This is a genomic window from Kineobactrum salinum (genome assembly GCF_010669285.1).
In the GTDB taxonomy this organism is placed as follows: Bacteria; Pseudomonadota; Gammaproteobacteria; order Pseudomonadales; family Halieaceae; genus Kineobactrum; species Kineobactrum salinum.
The window spans coordinates 3,107,452-3,124,841 of record NZ_CP048711.1; the positions used below are offsets into that span (position 1 = coordinate 3,107,452).

Here is a 17,390-nt window from a genome sequence, read left to right on the forward strand (position 1 = left end):
TGGTCAGGAGCAATACAGCATGGCGGAAGACAAGGATCCCACGGAAACCCGGGAGTGGATAGAAGCGCTGGACGCTGTGCTGCACTACAGCGGCCCGGAGCGCGCCGCGCAGTTACTGGCAGAGCTGTCCAAGCACGCCACTGATACTGGCGTGCGGCTGCCTGCGGCGATTACCACCCCGTTTCGCAATACCATCGCCCCGCGCGATGAAAAGGTGATGCCCGGCGACCTGTTCATGGAGCGGCGGATCCGCTCGCTGGTGCGCTGGAACGCGCTGGCGATGGTGATGCGGGCGAATGACAACGGCGAGGGCCTGGGCGGACATATTTCCAGCTTCTCCTCCAGCGCCACCCTCTACGACGTCGGTTTCAATTACTTTTTCCGCGGTTGCGACGGCGATCACCCCGGGGATCTGGTGTTCTACCAGGGCCACAGCGCTCCTGGCATGTACGCCCGCTCCTATCTCGAGGGCCGGTTCAGCGAGGAACAGCTGGACAACTTCCGCCGCGAAGTGGACGGCAACGGCCTGTCTTCCTATCCCCACCCCTGGCTGATGCCGGATTACTGGCAGTTCCCCACGGTATCGATGGGGCTGGGCCCGATCCAGGCCATCTACCAGGCACATGTGATGAAATACCAGCAGAGCCGCGAGTTGCTGGATCACGGCGACCGCAATGTCTGGTGCTTCATCGGTGACGGCGAATGCGATGAGCCCGAATCTCTGGGCGCCATCTCCATGGCGGGACGCGAGCGGCTGGGTAATCTGATTTTTGTGGTCAATTGCAACCTGCAGCGGCTGGACGGCCCGGTGCGCGGCAACGGCAAGATTATCCAGGAACTGGAAGGCGTGTTCCGCGGCGCGGGCTGGGATGTGCTCAAAGTCATCTGGGGCCGCAAGTGGGATCCGCTGCTGGAAAAAGACACGACCGGACTGCTGCAGAAGCGGATGGACGAGGTCTGCGACGGCGAACTGCAGAACTACAAGTACAACGGCGGCGCCTACACCCGCGAGCATTTCTTTGGCAAGTACCCTGAACTGTTGGAACTGGTGAAGGATCTGTCCGACGACGACATCATGTACCTCAACCGCGGCGGTCACGACCCCTACAAGCTCTATGCTGCCTACGCCGCCGCGGTGGCGCAGCACGAACGCCCCACCGTGATCCTGGCGATGACCGTGAAGGGCTATGGCACGGGCGAGTCCGGCGAGGCCAACAACGAAACCCACTCCCTGAAGAAGCTCGATCTCGAGAGCCTGAAGGCTTTCCGCGACCGCTTCGGCGTTCCGGTCAGCGATGCGGAGTTGAAGAACGTTCCCTACTACCGTCCGGCTCCCGACAGTCCGGAGATGCGCTATATGCGGCAGCGCCGGGAAGAGCTCGGCGGGGCCATCCCGGCCCGGCGCAAACAGATGGAGCTGCTGGAAACACCGCCGTTGTCCGCATTTGACAACCAGCTCAAGGGCAGTGGCAAGCGCGAGATTTCCACTACGATGGCCTTTGTGCGCATGCTCTCCAGCCTGGTGAAGGACAAGCAGATCGGCGAGCGCATTGTGCCCATCGTGCCCGATGAAGCGCGCACCTTTGGCATGGAGGGCATGTTCCGGCAACTGGGAATCTACTCCTCCATCGGCCAGCGCTACACTCCCCAGGACGCCGGCCAGATCATGTTCTACAAGGAGGACCGGAAAGGGCAAATCCTGGAGGAGGGCATCAACGAGGCGGGGGCCTTTTCCGCCTGGCTGGCGGTGGCCACGTCCTACAGTACCAGTGCCTATTCCATGGTGCCGTTTTACATTTTCTATTCCATGTTCGGCTTCCAGCGTATCGGCGATCTGGCCTGGGCGGCAGGGGACAGCCAGGCGCGCGGTTTCCTGATCGGCGCCACCGCAGGCCGCACCACACTCAACGGGGAAGGCCTGCAGCACCAGGACGGCCACAGCCATGTGCTGGCCAGCACCATCCCCAACTGCGTCAGCTACGATCCTGCCTACGCCTACGAACTGGCAGTGATCATCCAGGACGGTCTGCGGCGGATGTACCAGGAGGGGGAAAACAAGTTCTATTACATCACCACGATGAACGAGAACTACCATCAACCGGAACTGCCGCCCGGGGTGGAGGAAGGCATCGTCAAGGGCATGTACCAGCTGAAGCGCTCTACCCGCAAGAAGGGGCCGCGGGTACAGCTGTTGGGGGCGGGCACCATTTTGCGGGAGGTCGAGGCCGCGGCCGCAATTCTGGAGCAGGATTATGGCGTTGCCGCTGACCTTTGGAGCCTTACCAGCATCAACGAGTTGCAGCGCGAGGGCAAGGCGGTGGTACGCTGGAACCTGCTGCACCCGGAGGAAGAACCGCGGGTGCCCTATGTGACCGCGCAGCTGGCGGAGCACGAGGGTCCGGTCATCGTCGCCACCGATTACATGAAGGCGCATGCCGAGCAGTTGCGCCAGTTTGTGCCGCGCGACTACCGGGTGTTGGGCACGGACGGCTTCGGTCGCAGCGATACCCGCCAACGCCTGCGCAAGTTTTTCGAGGTGAGCCGCGAATACGTGGTGCTGGCGGCATTGCGTGCCCTGGCTGACGAGGACGCCATCAAGGCCACGGTACTGCCGGAAGCGATGCGTGCCCTGGGCATCTCGGCCGACAAACTCGACCCCCTCACGGTGTAACGGTACAGGACACAGACAGCATGGCTAAGCAACAGATAACAGTACCGGATATCGGCGGCGCCGAAGGCGCCGAGGTCATCGAGATGCTGGTGGCAGTGGGAGACGAGATAGAGGTGGATCAAGGGCTGCTGGTGCTGGAGTCCGACAAGGCCTCGATGGAGATCCCGTCCACGCTGGCGGGCAAGGTGGTCGAACTGCTGGCGGCAGTTGGCGACGAACTCGCCGAAGGGGCGCCGATCGCGGTGATCGAAACCACTGCCGACGCGTCCGGCGAGCAGGCAGAGGCCGGCTCCGCGCAGGACAGTGCGGGCGGCAGTGGCGAGCAGGCGGAAGAGGGCAAACCCTCGCAGGCGAAACCCGGCAAGGAGGCAGGCGATGACGGTGAGCCGCAGGCCCGAAAAAGCGGGCGTGCAGACGCCGCCAGCGCGGAGCCAGAGCCCGAGGCGGACAGCGGTGACGGGAAGCAGGACGACGACACTGCCGAATTGACCGTGGAGATACCGGACATCGGCACCGAAGACGCAGTGGATCTGATCGAATTGAGCGTCAAGGTCGGCGATCAGGTCGCTGAGGGCGATTCGCTGGTGGTACTGGAATCCGACAAGGCCTCGATGGAAGTCCCGTCGCCGCATGCCGGTGAAGTGCTCCGGTGGCTGGTCAAGGAGGGCGCGTCGGTGCGGCGGGGCGATCCGCTACTGGTGCTGCGGACCTCCACTGCAACAAGCGCCACCACCGCCAAGACCAGCACTGCGCCGGAGTCAAAGCCAAAGCCTGAATCAGAATCTGAATCCGGACGGCCCCCGGCGGAAGCGGAACCAGCGGCTGCCGCGAATGGCGAACGTGCAGCTCCCGCGGAGCGCGAGCCTGCTGCGGACGGTGCCGGGGACGCACTGGTATACGCCGGGCCGGCAGTGCGCAAGATGGCGCGCGAACTCGGGGTCGATCTGGGGCTGGTGGCTGGCACCGGCCCGCGGGAGCGTATCCTGAAAGAAGACCTGCAGAGCTTCGTGCAGCGGGCGCTGAGCCATCGCAGCGGGACCCCCGCCGCCGTCGGTGGCAGCGGCATCCCCGCGGTGCCGGAAGTGGACTTCAGCGCCTTTGGTCCGGTCGAGAGTGTGGCGCGCAGCAAACTGGACAAGCTGACTGCGGCCAATATGCACCGCAGCTGGCTCAATGTGCCCCATGTCACCCAGTTTGACGAGGCCGATATCACCGAGCTGGAGGCGTTCCGCAAGGATCTGAAAGCGGAGGCAGAACAGCGCGGCACCCGGCTGACGCCAGTGCCGTTCCTGCTCAAGGCCTGCGCCATCGCCCTGCGCGACAACCCCAAGTTCAGCGCTTCCCTGGCGCCGGATGGCGAAAGCCTGATCTACAAGCAGTACACCCATATCGGCATGGCAGTGGATACCGCGGCCGGCCTGATGGTGCCGGTGATTCGCGATGTGGACCAGAAAACCCTGTGGCAACTGGCGGAAGAGGTGCTGGAGATGGCCGCCAAGGCGCGCGATCGCAAGTTGCGGCCCGCCGACATGCAGGGTGGCTGCTTTACGATCTCCAGCCTGGGCAATATCGGCGGCAATGGTTTCTCGCCGATCGTGAATACGCCGGAGGTGGGTATTCTGGGAGTCTCCCGGGCCAGCGTGAAGCCGGTGTGGGACGGCCAGGCGTTTCAACCCCGAACCCTGCTGCCATTGGCATTGTCCTATGACCACAGGGTGATCAACGGCGGCGATGCGGGGCGCTTCTGCACCCAACTGGTGGCCCTGTTGGGGGACATCCGCCGCCTGTTGCTGTAACGCCTTCCCGGTATGCTGGAAGAGATTGGCACGGATGCTGCTCTGCTCTCGTAACAGGGAGGACAACAACATGGCAAACGATGTCTGATGCTGCGGTGGGATCCTGGCGCCAGCAATTCCTGCACCGGCATCAGCTGGACACAGGCTATCTGGCCAGTGCACAACACTGGTTCGATCCACTGGCCGAGGCCCTTGTGGCGCACCGTAATGGTGCGAGCCGGCCGCTGCTGGTGGGGGTGAACGGCTGCCAGGGCTCGGGCAAGACCACCTTTTGCGATTATCTGTGCACTGTTCTGGGTGCGGAACATGGCCTGCGGACCATCGCGCTGTCGCTGGACGACTTTTACCTGCCCCGGACCGAACGCCGGGCGCTCGCCGAGCGGGTGCATCCCCTGCTGGTGACCCGCGGAGTCCCGGGCACTCACGAGATGCCATTGCTGCTGGCGACCCTGGATGCACTGCTGGAGCCGCGCGGCGCGAGGCCAGTGGCAGTGCCGCGCTTTGACAAGGGCGCCGACGACCGTGTGCCGCGGCCCCAGTGGGACCGGGTCACGCTGCCGCTGGATATCGTGCTGCTCGAAGGCTGGTGCCTGGGCGCGGAGCAGCAGAGCGAGGCGCAGCTTGCCACGCCCTGCAATGCCCTGGAACAGCAGGAGGATCCGCTCGGGCACTGGCGTCACTACGTCAACCAGTGTCTGGCGACAGACTTTCCTCCGCTCCACGCCCGCATCGACCGCTGGGTGATGCTGCAGGCGCCGTCGTTTGACTGTGTGTATCGCTGGCGCCGGGAGCAGGAGGACAAGCTGATCGCCCGCCGCAGCGGCCAGGCTCCCGCCCGGGCGATGGATGCGTCCGCCCTGGCCCGCTTTATCCAGCACTATGAGCGCCTGACCCGGCATTGTCTGGAAACCCTGCCAGGCAAGATGGATGATCTGCTGCAGCTGGACCAACAGCGCCGGATCGTCGCCCGCCAGCAGCGGCCGGAACCGCATGGGCTACGTGAGCGCCTGTTTTGAATAGCCTGCTGTTGGTGTTCAGCGATCTCGACGGTTCGCTGCTGGACCACTACAGCTACAATTTCGAAGCCGCCCGCGAACAGCTCGAAGTGCTGCGGCAGGCGGCCGTTCCGCTGATCCTGGCCAGCAGCAAGACCCGCGCTGAAATCGAACCCCTGCGCGCAGCCCTGGGCAACGGCCATCCCTTTATCGTCGAAAACGGCGCGGCAGTCTTCATCCCGGAGGGCTACTTTGCCGAGCCGCCAGCGGACACCGTCCCTGCAGACGGCTACCGGGTCCGCCAATGGGCGCTGCCGAGGGCTCACTGGCTGCAACTGCTGGCCCGGCTGGAGGGCGAGTACGGTGGCGAGTTCACCAGCTTTCACGCTGCCGGCAGCGATGGCATCCAGGCCCTGACGGGGCTGGACGCCACCGCCGCCGCGCGTGCCAACCAGCGCGACTTCAGTGAGCCTGTGCGCTGGCTGGGTGACGCACCCCGCAAGGCCGCCTTTATCGCCGAATTGCAGGCGGCGGGGGCGACGGTGCAGCAGGGGGGCCGCTTTCTCGCGGTGGCGGGCGATTGCGACAAGGGCCGGGCGCTGCGCTGGCTGCGCGACCTCTATGCTGCGCGGGAACCGGCACGGGATGTGCATGACATTGCAATCGGTGACAGCGCCAACGACTGTCCCATGCTGGAGGTGGCGGAGACGGCCCTGCTGATCCGCTCACCGGTGCACGCGTTTCCCGCGCTGCAGCGCAGCGAGGGAATATGGCACAGTAGTGCCTGCGGGCCGGCGGGCTGGGCCGAGGGAATTGATCGCTGGCTGCAGCGCTACCACATCGCAACCAAGGAGTGACCGCCATGGGCGATTTTTACCAGAATGGCATCATCACTACCCTGCACAACCTGTCGCATCGCCCGCTGCCGGAACTGGAGCAGGAACTGCTGCGCTTTTCCCGCAGCCGGCCGATGGGCCTGATTCTGCCCTCGCTATTTTCCGAACTGGAGGGCGAGGCATTGCCGGCAATTGTGGAACATCTGCGGGAGGTGCCCTATCTCACGGAAATCGTCATCGGCCTGGACCGCGCCGATGAGGCGCAGTATCGCCAGGCGCTGGAGTTTTTTGGCCGTCTGCCGCAGCATCACCGGGTGCTGTGGAATGACGGCCCACGCCTGCGGGCACTGGATGCCGAACTGCAGGCCCAGGACCTCGCGCCCCGCGAGCAGGGCAAGGGCCGCAACGTCTGGTACTGCATGGGCTACACCCTGGCCTCGGACCGCGCCGAATCGGTGGCCCTGCACGACTGCGATATCACCACCTATGATCGGGCCATGCTGGCGCGCCTGATCTATCCGGTGGCCAACCCCCAGTTCAACTATGAATTCTGCAAGGGCTACTACGCCCGGGTCGCTGACGGCAAGATCAACGGCCGCGTCAGCCGGCTGCTGGTCACGCCCCTGTTGCGGGCGCTGAAAAAGACCCTGGGCGAGATGGAGTATCTCGACTATATGGACAGTTTCCGTTATCCGCTGGCGGGCGAATTCTCCTTTCGCCGCGATGTCCTGACCGATATCCGTATACCCAGCGACTGGGGCCTGGAGATCGGTGTGCTGTCGGAGGTGTATCGCAACTATGCCAACAACCGCCTGTGCCAGGCGGATATTGCCGATGTCTACGACCACAAGCACCAGGACATGTCGGTCGACGACGACAGCCAGGGGCTGTCGAAAATGTCCGTGGATATCGCCAAGGCCCTGTTTCGCAAGCTGGCGACCCGGGGGGTTACCTTCAACAGCGAGACCTTCCGCTCGCTGAAGGCCACCTACTACCGGATTGCGCTGGACTTTGTGGAAACCTACCACAACGATGCCGTGATGAACGGCCTCAGCCTGGATATTCACAGTGAGGAGCGGGCGGTCGAAATGTTCGCCCAGAACATCATGACCGCCGGCGAGGCCTTCCTCGTCAACCCGATGGAGCGACCGTTCATTCCCAGCTGGAGCCGGGTGGTGAGTGCCATTCCCGACGTTCTGGAACGCCTGCTGGACGCGGTTGAACAGGACAATAAAGAGTATGGTCCAAGAGCTTGACGGCATGACCGCGCAGGAGCAAAGACTGGAGCGCCTGCGCGACCGGGTGGAGCAGCACGTGCAGTCCATCTACCACGACAATCCGCTGCACGCGGACCTCGGCGGCCTGACAGACCAGCTGCTGGCCCTGATGCGGCTCGACGGGACTGTCGCGATGCCGCGGCAGTACGCCAACCACTGGAGTGAGCGGGATGCCATCGTCATCACCTACGGCGACTCACTGTTGGCGGAAGGGGAAAAACCGCTGGCCACCCTGAAACGTTTTCTCGACCAGCATACCGCCGGCCTGGTCAGCGGCGTGCACATCCTGCCGTTCTACCCCTGGAGTTCCGACGATGGTTTCGCGGTGCTGGACTATTCCAGCGTCAACGAGGCACTGGGAGACTGGCAGCACATCGGCGCCATTGCCGCCGAATACGACCTGATGGCCGATCTTGTGATCAACCACTGTTCCAGCCGCAGCCTGTGGTTCGAGAACTTCCTCAAGGACCAGGATCCGGGCCGGGACTACTTCGTCACGGCCTCCCCGGATATGGACCTCAGTGCCGTGGTGCGGCCCCGGACCTCGCCGCTGCTGTGGGAGGTCAAGACCGCGCGCGGCACCCAATGGGTCTGGTGCACCTTCAGTCACGACCAGGTGGATCTGGACTTTCGCAACCCGGAGGTGCTCAAGCAGTTTGTCTCCATCATCCGCCATTACCTGGACAACGGTGTCCGCCTGTTCCGGCTCGACGCGATTGCGTTTCTGTGGAAGATCCCCGACACCAGCTGCCTCAACCTGGAGGAGACCCACGAAATCGTGCGTCTGCTGCGCACCCTTGTGGAACACGCCCGGCCCGACGCACTGCTGATTACCGAGACCAATATTCCCAACCGGGAAAACCTGTCCTATTTCGGCAATGCCAACGAGGCCCACTGTGTCTATAACTTCTCGCTGCCGCCGCTGTTGCTGAACACACTGGTCACCGGCGATTGCGCCTACCTGAAGCAGTGGGTGATGAGCATGCCGCCGGCCCAGAATGGCACCACCTATTTCAACTTCCTGGCGTCCCACGACGGCATCGGCCTGCGCCCGGCGGAGGGGCTGTTGTCGGACGAGGAACTGGGCGTGCTGATTGCCACCATGCAGGGTTTTGGCGGCCATGTCTCATTCCGCGCGCTGGAGGATGGCCAGAGCCGCCCCTATGAAATCAATATCGCGCTGTTCGACGCGCTGCAGGGTACCGTCCGGGGCAAGGACGAACTGGGGATGGAGCGCTTCATCTGTGCCCACGCGATCATGCTGGCACTGGAGGGTATTCCCGGCATTTATCTGCACAGCCTGCTGGGCACCCGCAACGACTACGAGCGGGTAAAACACACCGGCCACAGTCGCGCCATCAACCGTCATCAATGGCGCATGCCCGAGTTGGAGACGGCGCTCGCGGACCCGCACAGCAGCCACGGCCAGGTGCTGGCCAGACTGAAGGAACTGCTCGCGGTGCGCCGCCGGCAGGCTGCCTTCCACCCCAATGCCACCCAGTTCACCCTGCACCTGGGTGGCGCCGTGTTCGGCTTCTGGCGCCAGAGCATGGACCGGCGCCAGAGCATCTTCTGCATCAGCAATATCAGTGACTTGCCGCAGCAGCTCAACCTGCTGGACATCAACCTGATAGAACATCACCAGTGGATGGACCTGATCAGCGGCGAGCACTACACCAGCCGCGATCAGCAGCTCACCCTGGCGCCCTACCAGTCGCTGTGGATCACCAACCTGCCGGACCACGCCGCCCCCTGATATCCCTGCAGCGCACTCACTGCCGGCCGGTCCGTTCGTGCGCGGGCAGCGTCCAGCCCCAGTGCGCCAGCAACGCCCGGCGCAGGTCCTCAACTTGGGTCCCTGCCGTGACCGGCCACAGCAGGGGGCTCTGCGTCAGGCTCGCGTCGAGGGCGAGATCGGCCCAGCCGGCCGCTCGCAGCAAATGGATGAAACGCAGGCTGCGCAGCGCATCGAACCACTGCAGGAAATGCCGGCGGCAATTGGCGGCATCCCGGCTCTGCCGGGCACAGTGCGCCAGTGCTTGCTCCACTCCCAGCTGCTGCAGCGCCCGTATGCTGGCTCGCATCAGTGCGGCGTCCGGCTCCTGCCGCAGCAGTGCCTGCTGCCAGCAACACAATTCACCGTGATCGCAGGGCAGCGCGGCCAGTACCGCACGCAGCGCGACAAAACATTGCGGATGATAGAACAGCGGGCTGCGCTCCGGTGCCGCACTCTGCGCCAGTTGCCGCGCCGCCTGGCCAGTGCCGAACGGCACCCGGCTGGACAGGCGTGAATCCAGCAACACGCAGTCGCCGCCCAGGCGAACCACCGGACCGGTCTTGTGCAGCTTGTTGAGCAGGTGGAAGTCCTCGCCCGCGGCCCGCCGGGGAAAGCCGCGCACCTGGGCATAATGGGGTGCCGACACTGCCAGGATGCTGCCCAGGCTGTGATGGGCACAGGGGGACGCGGCAAACTCCAGGCCCAGCACGTAGTAGTGCAGGCGGAGTTCGTACAATGCCGTTACCCGGCTGGTCAGCGCCTCGTCGCAGGGCCGGTGCCAGAACGGGAACAGGGCGCCGGCGCTATCGGCGGGCAGCGCGTCCAGGCGCTCGAAGCAGTCCGGCGGCAGGCGGGCATCGGCATCCGTATTGACAATCCAGGCGCTGCTCACAGCGCCTGCGGCTATCCACAGACTGGCCAGGTCACAGCCCAGCTTGCGCGCCAGTCCCACACCCTGCCGCACCGGGCTGGGCCCGCGCGCGGCTTCCAGGTCATAGACCAGCACCGCACTGCCGGCGGGCAGTGCGTACAGCATGCAGTACTCATCCTGGCGCGCCACCGGCTCCAGCGCCGCGGCCGCACGCCGCAGCGGACCATTGGGGTCCGCTGCCTGGGCGTTTTGCGGGCAGTTGATCACCAGTACCACCAAGCAGCCGGACGGCAGGCCCGCCAGGCGCTGCAGCAGCTGTGGCCCCTCGGCATAGGCCGGTACCACCACGCAATGGGCGTAGCATTCGCCGTTGGTGACCGGTGCCGGCAGACCCGGTTCCAGGTGCCGCTCGCGGTAGCGCTGCCAGGCGATTCCCCGGGTCATGGTGCGCAGTACTTCTGCAGAATTGGCTTTGAGGAGGAACGGCACTCGATTGCTGGGTGGACTTCGTAGCCCGGTCGGCATCCCGGGAGGGTGCTTTCGAGACACGCCGTAGACCCATCCATGGGGGCTCGGATGCGACATCCATGTCGCATACGGTCTCGAAAGCACCCTCCCGGGATGCCGACCTGCCGCCGGGGTGCGTTAAAGTAAGTGCTCTCCATCCTTAAGGTGCTAATGCAGTGCCGGGCGCAGCGGCAGCGCTGCGACGATCTGCGCTTCCCGGTCCAGCAGCTGGCTCCAGCGCTGGTCGATGTCATCGGCGCTGAAGTACAGCCCCGCCAGTTCGAGAAACAGGCTGTAGTGCCGTTCCTCCGAGCGGGCGATGGACTGGTAGAAGCGCTGTAATGGCGACGGCGGCAACGCCTCTGCAACCAGGGCAAAACGTTCCGCGCCGCGGGCCTCGATGATGCTGGCCGTGAGCAGGCGATCCAGCAGGTAGGCCTCCTTGCCGCGGCGGATGCTCTCGCGAAAGGCCAGCACATAAGGGTCTTTCTGGTCTGCCGCGGTCAGGCCGCCTCGCTGGTGGATCCACTTCACGACCTCGCGGTAATGGGTCAGCTCCTCCACTGCCAGGTCGGCCATTGCGCTCACCAGTTCGATCCGGTCGGGGTAGTGGCACAGCATTGAAATGGCCATGCCCGAGGCTTTTTTCTCGGCCGCCGCATGGTCCTGCAGGAAGCTGTCGAAGTCCGCCAATACGACGTCGGTCCAGGCGGCGGGGGTGGCGTAGCGCAGGGGCGAGTTGGACATCCAGGTTACCTCGTCACTTGGGTTGTGGTATTGGGGAGCCCCAGGAAAAAGTCCGTGGCAAGGTGCCGGCTACAGCGCGCCTTGCCCACACGCGGTGTTGGCCGGGGGCGCTATTGAACGGCAAGCGGGCGCCGAACTCAAGTCTTGCGGCGCCCGCCGCCAGCGTGCGCCGGCGCCGCGGACAGGGCCCTCCGAAGGGTCGAAAGCGCGCAGGCCTGTGCTACACTCTCAGCCTTCATCAGGCACAGGAGTGTGCCGATTGTATCCAGCTTCAGGAACTGACTGACCTATGATCATCAAGCCTCGCGTTCGCGGTTTTCTCTGTACCACCACCCATCCCGTAGGTTGTGAAGCCAACGTCAGCAGGCAGATTGCCCACGTCCGGAGCAATGGACCCCTGGACAACGGTCCCAAGCGGGTGCTGGTGATCGGGGCTTCCACCGGCTACGGGCTGGCCTCGCGAATCACTGCGGCTTTTGGCGCGGGGGCCGCCACCCTTGGCATTTTCTTTGAGAAGGAGGGTACCGAAACCAAGCCCGGCACCGCGGGCTGGTATAACAGCGCGGCCTTCCACAAGTTCGCGGAGGCCGAGGGCCTGTATGCAAAGAGCATCAACGGCGATGCCTTCAGCGACGAGGTCAAGCAAAAGACCATAGCCACCATCCGCGAGGACCTGGGCCAGGTGGATCTCGTGGTCTACAGCCTGGCCTCGCCGCGGCGCCTGCACCCGGTCACCGGTGTGGTTCACACCTCCACCCTGAAGCCGATTGGCAATGACACCGTGCAGAAAGGAGTCAATACCGACAAGCAGGAAGTGCAGGACTTCCACCTGCCAGCCGCCAGCCAGGAGGAGATCGACAACACCGTCGCGGTGATGGGCGGCGAGGACTGGCAGTTCTGGATCGAGGCGCTGGATGAAGCGGGGGTGCTGGCGGAAGGTGCCAAGACTACCGCCTATACCTATATAGGCGAAAAGATGACCTGGGACATCTACTGGCACGGCACCATCGGCGCCGCCAAGCAGGACCTGGACCGGCGCGTGGTCGCCATTCGCGAGCGCCTGGCCCGGCACGGCGGCGATGCCCGGGTGTCGGTATTGAAGGCGGTGGTCACCCAGGCCAGCGCCGCCATTCCGGCGATGCCGATCTATCTGGCCATCCTGTTCAAGGTGATGAAGGAGCGCGGCGTGCACGAGGGCTGTATCGAGCAGGTCGATGGCCTGTTCCGGAATTCGCTCTACAACCCTGCGCCGGCGCTGGATGCGGAGGGCCGCCTGCGCGCCGACCAGAAGGAACTCGACCCCGCGGTGCAGGACGCGGTGGCAGAGAAATGGCAGCAGATCGACACCGACAACCTGCACCAACTGTCGGATTTTGACGGCTACCGGCGGGAATTCCTGCAGCTGTTTGGCTTTGAGGTGGAGGGCGTCGACTACGAGGCCGATGTGAATCCGCTGGTACCCATCAGCAACCTGGTCTGAAGCTGTGCTGGAACACGACATTCCCTTTACCCTGAGCAGCCGCGTGCGGCGGCTGGTGGCGCCCAATCCGGGCATGATGACCGGTCCCGGCACCAATACCTATCTGCTGGGCAGCGAGGCGGTGGCAGTGCTGGATCCCGGCCCCGCGATACCGGCCCATATCGATGCAATCCTCGCCGCCGGCGCTGGCAATATCCGATGGATAGTGTGCACTCACACTCACCCTGACCACTCGCCGGCCTGGCTGGCGCTTGCGGAGGCCACCGGTGCCGAGGTGATCGGAGCGCTGCCTGCGAACGACCGTTTCCAGGATGACACCTTCCAGCCGACGGTGGAATTGGAGGACCAGTGGCTGCTGCAAGCCCCCGAGTTCTCGCTGCGCGCAATCCATACCCCGGGCCATGTCAGCAACCACTACTGTTTCCTGCTGGAACAGGAAGGCATGCTGTTTGCCGGCGACCACATCATGAACGGCTCCACGGTGGTGATTGTGCCGCCGGGGGGCGACATGAAAGCCTATATCGACTCATTGCAGCGGCTGCTGGACTACCCGCTGCAGAGTATCGCCCCGGGCCACGGCGAGCTGATCCCTGAGCCGCGCGAAGTCGTCGCGGCGTTGGTAGCACACCGGCTGAAGCGAGAGCACAAGACAGCGGCAGCCCTCGCCCGGCTGGGGCCGGCGACGCTCGAGTCGCTGGTGCAGGATGTCTATGATGACGTCGATTCATCCCGGCACGAGTGGGCCAAGCTGTCCCTGAGTGCGCATCTCATCAAACTGCAGCAGGAGGGCCGGGCCCGCTATTGCGAGCCAGAAGCGCTGTGGGAGGCCGTGCCGGCCAGCCGCTGACAGGCCCGGCAATTATCCGACCAGAAATTATTTAACAATAAACAGGAGCACAACCATGCAAGGCCTGATGATGGACATGCCGCTGACGATCACTTCGATTATCCGCCACGCCGAGCGCGTCAACGGCAGCGCCGAGATTGTTTCCGTCACCCGTGACAACCCCCGCCACCGCTACACCTATCGCGAAGCGTTTGCCCGCACCCGGCAGCTCGGCAGTGCCCTGGACACGCTGCAACTTGAGCGCGGCGACCGCATAGGCACGCTGGCGTGGAATGACTATCGCCATCTGGAAACCTATTACGCCTCAGCCTGCAGCGGTTATGTCTGCCATACCATCAACCCGCGCCTGTTTCCCGAACAGCTGATCTATATCATCAACCACGCCGAGGACCGCTACATTTTCCTGGACCCGGACTTCATGCCGCTGGCGGAAAAAATCGCCGAGCAGTGCCCCGGAGTGAAGTCCTGGGTGGTGCTCACTGACGAGGCCCATATGCCGGCCACCTCCCTGGACAACGTTACTTGCTACGAAACCCTGGTGGCCGGCGGCAGCAACGATTTCGACTGGCCCGAACTGGACGAGCGCGATGCCTGTGCGCTGTGCTACACCTCGGGCACCACCGGCAACCCCAAGGGCGTACTCTATTCCCACCGTTCCACGATGCTGCATGCCTACGCGACGATGATGCCGGACGCGATGGGGCTGTCCAGCAGTGATGTGGTGATGCCGATCGTGCCGATGTTTCACGTCAACGCCTGGGGTAACCCCTACTCCTGCCCGATGGCGGGCTCCAAGATCGTGTTTCCGGGCAACAAGATGGGTGATGGCGCGACCCTGACCAGCCTGATAAATGAGGAGGGCGTTACCCTTTCCGCCGGGGTGCCCACGGTGTGGCTGGCCTTGCTGGGGCACCTGAAAAACACGGGCGAAACACTGGATTCACTGCGCCAGATCATCGTGGGTGGCGCCGCCTGCCCGCTGTCCATTGCCGAGGATTTTGACCGCCATGGGGTGGAGACCCGGGTCGGTTGGGGCATGACCGAGATGAGTCCGCTGGGCAGCGTCAACGCCAGTGCCGACCAGAAGGAACGCTACAGCCCCGAGCAATACCGCAAACTGCGGCTGAAGGCGGGGCGGCCCATTTTTGGTGTGGAGATGAAGATTGTTGACGACGACGGCCAGGAGCTGCCCTGGGACGGTGAGGCCTTCGGCTCGCTGAAGGTGCGCGGTCCCTGGATATGCTCCCGCTATTTCAAGAGCGAACCGGGTGAAGCGCATGCCGAAGAGGGCTGGTTCGAAACCGGGGACGTCGCCACCATCGACCCCGAGGGCTATATGGCGATCACCGACCGGACCAAGGATGTGATCAAGTCTGGTGGTGAATGGATCTCCTCGATCGATGTCGAGAACATCGCGATGGGCCACCCGAAGGTGGCCGAAGCGGCAGTGATCGGCCACTACCACCCGAAATGGAGCGAGCGTCCGCTATTGATTGTGGTGCGCGATCCGGCGGGGCAGGACCTGGATGCCGCGGAAATACTGGCCTGGTTCGACGGCAAGGTGGCCACCTGGTGGAAGCCGGATGCGGTGGAGTTTGTGGACGCTCTGCCCCATGGCGCTACCGGCAAGGTACAGAAGGTGGCCCTGCGGGAACAGTTCAAGGACTACAGCTTCCCGGCCTGAGCCATTGGGGCCGGGCGCGGCTGCCAGTGCCAGCTGCCGGTCCGCCGCTGGCGAAAATCTGGCGCCGGGGATGTCGCCAGTCGACAGGCCCGGGGGAGAGGTGGCGCAGGACGTGGATTGCGGAGAGCGGAAGAGAGCGGCATGGACAAGCAATACAGTCTCCGCGAAGCGGTGGCACAGATAGAAGACGGCATGACCGTCGGTATTGGGGGCTGGGGGGCCCGGCGCAAGCCGATGGCACTGCTGCGCGAGATTCTGCGCTCGGAGCTGAAGGACCTGACGGTAGTTGCCTGCGGTGGTGCGGAGCTGGGCATGCTGTGTGCCACTGGCAAGGTCCGGAAGCTGGTATTCGCCTTCGTGCCGCCGGATTCCATACCGCTGGGCCCCTGCTTCCGCCAGATCCTGCGAAGCGGCGCGATCGAGGTCATGGAGATTGACGAGGGCATGCTGCAGCTGGGCTTGCGCGCGGCGGCCTGGGGCCTGCCCTTTATGCCCACCGGGGCGGGGCTGGGCACCGATGTGCTCACCCGCAATCCGCAGATCAAGCTGGTCGACAGCCCCTATGACGACAAGGAGTGGGTCGCCATGCCGGCGCTGCAGCTGGATGTCTCGCTGCTGCACGTCGACCGGGCCGACGCTCGCGGAGTCTGCCAGATCGCCGGCCCCGACCATTACCTGGACGATGGCTTTGCCCGCGCTGCGACCCGCACCATCGTGTCCTGTGAGGAGCTGGTGGCCAGCGATTTCTTCCACGATCCGGCCCGGGCCCGGCAGGTGTTCTGGGAACGCTCCGCTACCAGCGTGGTGGTCGAGGCGCCAGGCGGCGCCCACCCCGGCTCCTGTAATCCGCAGTACGGCGCTGACCTGCGGCATTTCGGGACCTGCGTGGCCGCGGCCGAGGACGGCGGCATGGTGGGCTACCTGCAGCAATACCTGGGCGCCGACGAGGCCGAATACCAGCACAACGTGGGTGGTCTCGATGCCATCAGGGCGCTCGAACTGCCCACTTGTTGAGTGGCGAGGGAGGACCACGTATGTCTGATGCAGCAACCGGCTATACCCTGGCGGAACTGTGCATTGTGGCTGCCGCCGAGGCCTTCCGTCACGACGGCGAGATCCTGGCGGCCGGCAGCGGGGTGATACCGCGCCTGGCCGCCAGCCTCGCGATGAAGACCTTCAATCCGGACCTGATGATCACCGATGCCGGGGCCTTCCTGCTGGGCGAACCCTGCCCCATCGGCCAGCGACCGGCGGATTTTCACCAGGCCAATGAGACCTGGCTGGGACTTTCGCGGGCCTGCGACACGTTCTGGAGCCGCAAGTGCCACACGATACTGGAGCCGAGCCAGCTCGACCGTTTCGGCCAGGCCAACAGTTCCGCGCAGTACGGCGGCCTCCGGCAAACCGGGGCGATGCTGGCGGAGCCCCGCGGTTTCCCCGGCCTCTCGATTTCCAGCCCCCGCAGCTTTTTTGTCGCGGGCCATACTACCCGGGCTTTTCCTCCCGGGGAGTGCGACTACGTATCCTATCCCGGCTTCAATCCGGCGCGGCTGGCCAGGGGACACTCGCTGGAGGACATCGATATCCGCCGGGTGGTGACCGACCTGTGCGTGATGGATTTCGGCGGCCCCGACAACCAGCTGCGGCTGCTGACCCTGCACCCGGGGGTTACCGTCCAGCAGGTACAGGACAACACGGGCTTTCCGATTGCCGTGGCAGGCACGGTGCCCGCCACAGCGCCGCCGACGGCGGCCCAGCTGGCCATCATTGCGGCCCTGGATCCGCACCAGCTGCGCGCCACCGTGATCGCCGATAACCCGCCCGGCGAGCCTGCCGGCCAGCTCTGACGGTAGCGGCGGCTGTGCTACAATGCCGCGAATCCGGGCCGGTTGAATCCGGCCG

The 17,390-nt window shown here is 64.5% G+C and carries 13 protein-coding genes; 11 read left to right on the forward strand and 2 right to left on the reverse strand.

All coding sequences use genetic code 11. From position 1 onward, the window contains the following. Positions 1-19: 19 nt before the first annotated feature. From aceE to G3T16_RS13715, 6 genes are all read left to right on the forward strand, one after another. Positions 20-2,671, forward strand: coding sequence for a pyruvate dehydrogenase (acetyl-transferring), homodimeric type (aceE, locus tag G3T16_RS13690; RefSeq protein ID WP_163495735.1), 2,652 nt, complete (start codon positions 20-22; stop codon positions 2,669-2,671). A 20-nt stretch (positions 2,672-2,691) separates the two neighbouring features. Beyond that, on the forward strand, positions 2,692-4,467 hold the full coding sequence (gene aceF, locus G3T16_RS13695) for a dihydrolipoyllysine-residue acetyltransferase (RefSeq protein WP_163495736.1): 1,776 nt from the start codon (positions 2,692-2,694) through the stop codon (positions 4,465-4,467). Positions 4,468-4,547: 80 nt separating this feature from the next. Next, positions 4,548-5,483 carry a hypothetical protein gene (locus tag G3T16_RS13700; protein WP_163495737.1) on the forward strand — a complete coding sequence of 312 codons (936 nt, stop codon included), beginning with the start codon at positions 4,548-4,550 and terminating at the stop codon, positions 5,481-5,483. Next, positions 5,480-6,319, forward strand: a complete 840-nt coding sequence (locus tag G3T16_RS13705) for an HAD-IIB family hydrolase (RefSeq protein ID WP_163495738.1) — start codon at positions 5,480-5,482, stop codon at positions 6,317-6,319. Before G3T16_RS13700 ends, G3T16_RS13705 begins: the two co-directional genes overlap by 4 nt. Positions 6,320-6,324: 5 nt before the next feature. Further along, positions 6,325-7,554: a glycosyltransferase family protein gene (locus G3T16_RS13710; protein WP_163495739.1), complete on the forward strand. Its 1,230-nt coding sequence runs from the start codon at positions 6,325-6,327 to the stop codon at positions 7,552-7,554. Beyond that, positions 7,538-9,331 (forward strand): alpha-amylase family glycosyl hydrolase, encoded by a 1,794-nt coding sequence (locus tag G3T16_RS13715; RefSeq protein ID WP_232059077.1) that lies wholly within the window; start codon positions 7,538-7,540, stop codon positions 9,329-9,331. The genes G3T16_RS13710 and G3T16_RS13715 overlap by 17 nt, the downstream gene beginning before the upstream one ends. 16 nt (positions 9,332-9,347) lie before the next feature. Here the strand turns inward: G3T16_RS13715 and G3T16_RS13720 are convergent, their stop codons facing one another. Together G3T16_RS13720 and miaE are read right to left on the reverse strand one after the other, a co-directional pair. Beyond that, positions 9,348-10,667: a hypothetical protein gene (locus G3T16_RS13720; protein WP_163495740.1), complete on the reverse strand. Its 1,320-nt coding sequence runs from the start codon at positions 10,665-10,667 to the stop codon at positions 9,348-9,350. Positions 10,668-10,898: 231 nt separating this feature from the next. Continuing rightward, on the reverse strand, positions 10,899-11,477 hold the full coding sequence (gene miaE / locus G3T16_RS13725) for a tRNA-(ms[2]io[6]A)-hydroxylase (RefSeq protein ID WP_163495741.1): 579 nt from the start codon (positions 11,475-11,477) through the stop codon (positions 10,899-10,901). Between the two features lie 289 nt (positions 11,478-11,766). On the opposite strand from miaE, the gene fabV reads away from it, so the two are divergent. The 5 genes from fabV (at position 11,767) to G3T16_RS13750 (ending at position 17,335) form a co-directional block, all read left to right on the forward strand. Continuing rightward, positions 11,767-12,957, forward strand: a complete 1,191-nt coding sequence (fabV, locus tag G3T16_RS13730; RefSeq protein ID WP_163495742.1) for an enoyl-ACP reductase FabV — start codon at positions 11,767-11,769, stop codon at positions 12,955-12,957. Between the two features lie 4 nt (positions 12,958-12,961). Continuing rightward, a complete protein-coding gene (locus G3T16_RS13735; RefSeq protein WP_232059078.1) occupies positions 12,962-13,804 on the forward strand; it encodes an MBL fold metallo-hydrolase in 843 nt (280 codons plus the stop codon). A gap of 55 nt (positions 13,805-13,859) precedes the next feature. Further along, positions 13,860-15,488 (forward strand): long-chain-fatty-acid--CoA ligase, encoded by a 1,629-nt coding sequence (locus G3T16_RS13740; RefSeq protein WP_163495743.1) that lies wholly within the window; start codon positions 13,860-13,862, stop codon positions 15,486-15,488. A gap of 141 nt (positions 15,489-15,629) precedes the next feature. Then, positions 15,630-16,502, forward strand: a complete 873-nt coding sequence (locus tag G3T16_RS13745) for a CoA transferase subunit A (RefSeq protein WP_163495744.1) — start codon at positions 15,630-15,632, stop codon at positions 16,500-16,502. Positions 16,503-16,522: 20 nt separating this feature from the next. Then, positions 16,523-17,335 (forward strand): ketoacid CoA transferase, encoded by an 813-nt coding sequence (locus G3T16_RS13750; protein WP_163495745.1) that lies wholly within the window; start codon positions 16,523-16,525, stop codon positions 17,333-17,335. Positions 17,336-17,390 lie beyond the last annotated feature (55 nt).

Coding starts and splice junctions, on each gene's coding strand:
- fabV (WP_163495742.1), top strand. CDS start 11,767: ATGATCATCAAGCCTCGCGTTCGCGGTTTTCTCTGTACCACCACCCAT.
- G3T16_RS13750 (WP_163495745.1), top strand. CDS start 16,523: ATGTCTGATGCAGCAACCGGCTATACCCTGGCGGAACTGTGCATTGTG.
- G3T16_RS13745 (WP_163495744.1), top strand. CDS start 15,630: ATGGACAAGCAATACAGTCTCCGCGAAGCGGTGGCACAGATAGAAGAC.
- aceE (WP_163495735.1), top strand. CDS start 20: ATGGCGGAAGACAAGGATCCCACGGAAACCCGGGAGTGGATAGAAGCG.
- G3T16_RS13720 (WP_163495740.1), bottom strand. CDS start 10,667: ATGACCCGGGGAATCGCCTGGCAGCGCTACCGCGAGCGGCACCTGGAA.
- aceF (WP_163495736.1), top strand. CDS start 2,692: ATGGCTAAGCAACAGATAACAGTACCGGATATCGGCGGCGCCGAAGGC.
- miaE (WP_163495741.1), bottom strand. CDS start 11,477: ATGTCCAACTCGCCCCTGCGCTACGCCACCCCCGCCGCCTGGACCGAC.
- G3T16_RS13740 (WP_163495743.1), top strand. CDS start 13,860: ATGCAAGGCCTGATGATGGACATGCCGCTGACGATCACTTCGATTATC.
- G3T16_RS13715 (WP_232059077.1), top strand. CDS start 7,538: ATGGTCCAAGAGCTTGACGGCATGACCGCGCAGGAGCAAAGACTGGAG.
- G3T16_RS13710 (WP_163495739.1), top strand. CDS start 6,325: ATGGGCGATTTTTACCAGAATGGCATCATCACTACCCTGCACAACCTG.
- G3T16_RS13700 (WP_163495737.1), top strand. CDS start 4,548: ATGTCTGATGCTGCGGTGGGATCCTGGCGCCAGCAATTCCTGCACCGG.